Below are 2,268 nucleotides of genomic sequence, written 5' to 3'. Positions count from 1 at the left end.
CCGCGTCAGCACGAACGCCATCGCGGCCCCGATCAGCGCCCAGATGATGACGGCGTTGGGCACGCCCGGAATGGCGAAACCGGTCGCCAGGTAGCGCATCGCGCCCGTCGCCGAATCCTGCGGCGAGAAGCCGCCGGTGTAGACCACCATCAGCCCTTGCGCGACAGCGTTGGTGGCCAATGTGATGATCATCGAGGGGATGCGCAGATAGGCGACGCCGATGCCGTTGACGACGCCGATCAGCATGCCGCAGATGATGCCGAACGGGATGGCCAACGCCACGCCGACCGGGCCGTACGCCGCCGCGGCGCAGGCCATCATGGCGCCCGCCGCCACCGCCCACGGCACCGACAGGTCGATCTGGCCGAGCAGGATGACCAGCATCATGCCTGTCGCGATAACGCCGAGGAATGAAGCCACCTTGAGCTGCTGCAGGAGATATTCAGGCGACAGGAAGCTTCTGGAATAGAGGCTGCCGAAGAACAGCAAAAGCACGATGCAGGCAAAGGCCGTCAGCACCGCCGGATCGGCGCGGCGGATGAATCTTGGCATGCGGCCGGCAATGCCGCCAAGCGTCGTTTCGCTCACAGGAACCACTCCAGCCGGTTGCGGACCCGAAACAGGGCGAAGGCGCCGAGGCTGACGGCGACCAGCAGGATAACGCCCTGGAACAGCGGCTGCCAGAGCGGATCGAAATCGAAGACGAACAACAGGTCGCCGATCGTGCGGAAAGCCAGTGCGCCGAAGATGGCGCCGATGGCGCTGCCCTTGCCGCCGAACAGCGAAACCCCGCCGAGCACCACGGCGGCGATCGAAAACAGCGTGTAGGAGTTGCCGCTGGCATAGGCCGCCTCACCCGTATAGGTGAAGAAGGTCAGGAACAATCCGCCGATCGCCGCCAGCAGGCCGGCCAGCGTGTAGGCGGCGAACTTGCCGCGCCGGATCGGCACACCCGACATGTAGGCCGCCGTCTCCGATGAGCCTGCCGCGTAGGCGGCGAGGCCAAGCACCGAGCGGCTGAACGGCACCCAGATCACCAGCACGATGGCCAGCAGCACGACGAGACTTGCCGGCACCACGCCGAACACACGACCGGTCAGCGCATCGGCCAGGTCCTCATTGACCGAGCCGCCCGGAAATGGCCGCAGCAACAGGCCGATGCCGTAATAGACGGCGCCTGTGGCAATGGTGGCGACAATCGGCTGCAGCCGGCCATAGATGACGATGGCGCCGTTGATGGCGCCGCACAGCAGTCCCACCGCCAGCACGGCGATGACGCCGAGCGTCGTCTGCATCGGCGTTCCCACCACCAGCCACGAAGCCAGGCAGTTGGTGAGGAGAAAAATCATGCCGACGGACAGGTCGATGCCGGCGGTGATCACCACCAGCGTCTGCGCCATGGCGACGAAGGCGAGCAGCACGCCCTTGTTGGCCGCCGTCTGCACCACATTGGCGGTGAAGCCGGCCGGATGGTTCGAGGTGTAGATGACGAACATGACGATGAAGATGCCGAACGCCAGCAGCGTTCCGCGCTGCTCGGCCAGCCAGTAGCGCTAATCCTTCATGCGCCCACTCCCAGGCCCACCCGGCTCTCCTCGCCATGGATGTTGAGCGCGCTTGATATCAGCGCCCGCTCGGTGATCTCGGCGCCGACCAGCTCGCGCTTGACCGCCCCGTCATAGAGCACAAGCACACGGTCGCAGCAGCCGATCAGCTCGTCATAGTCGGTCGAGTAGAACAGGATCGCAGCACCCGCGTCGGCCAGTTTGCGCATCAGCTGGTACAGCTCCTGCTTGGTGCCGACGTCGATGCCGCGCGTCGGATCGTTGAGCAGGATGATGCGCGGCTGGCGCATCAGCCATTTGGCGATGACCACCTTCTGCTGGTTGCCGCCCGAAAGCGCGCCGACCGGAATGTCGAGGCCCGCCGTCTTGATCGCCAAAAGACCGACCATGTCGTCGATCAGCCGCTGCTCGGCGGCACGGTCGATGATGCCGGCTTTCGACAACCGGTCGAGCGCGGCGAAGGACAGGTTCTCGCGCACCGTCATCGGCAGCATCAGCCCTTCGGTCTTGCGGTCCTCGGGAATGAGCGCCATGCCGATGCCGTCGTCGCGCGCAACGGATGGACTGGTGATCGACACAGGCTTGCCGTCGATCAGGATCTGGCCGCTGAGGCCGCGCAGCACGCCGAAGAAGGAGAGCAGCAATTCGCGCTGGCCCTGGCCGTCGAGGCCGCCAAGGCCGACCACCTCACCTGCCCTGACGG

General features: G+C 65.7%; 3 protein-coding genes. All 3 read right to left on the bottom strand.

Annotated elements, in window-relative coordinates:
- Positions 1–588: ABC transporter permease (locus tag ENZ75_RS29300; RefSeq protein ID WP_164888098.1), on the bottom strand; the 588-nt coding region annotated here is incomplete at its 3' end.
- Complete coding sequence (locus ENZ75_RS29295) at positions 585–1,544, bottom strand: ABC transporter permease (RefSeq protein ID WP_245481283.1); 960 nt, start codon at positions 1,542–1,544, stop codon at positions 585–587. The genes ENZ75_RS29295 and ENZ75_RS29300, both read right to left, overlap by 4 nt.
- Before the next feature lie 17 nt (positions 1,545–1,561).
- Positions 1,562–2,268: ATP-binding cassette domain-containing protein (locus ENZ75_RS29290; protein ID WP_164888097.1), on the bottom strand; the 707-nt coding region annotated here is incomplete at its 5' end.

The sequence above is a fragment of the Mesorhizobium sp. M7A.F.Ca.CA.002.04.1.1 genome, from assembly GCF_004022805.1.
Lineage (GTDB): Bacteria > Pseudomonadota > Alphaproteobacteria > Rhizobiales > Rhizobiaceae > Mesorhizobium > Mesorhizobium ciceri.
The sequence above is the reverse complement of the archived record's forward strand: the minus strand, read 5'-3'. Positions and strand labels throughout refer to the sequence as shown.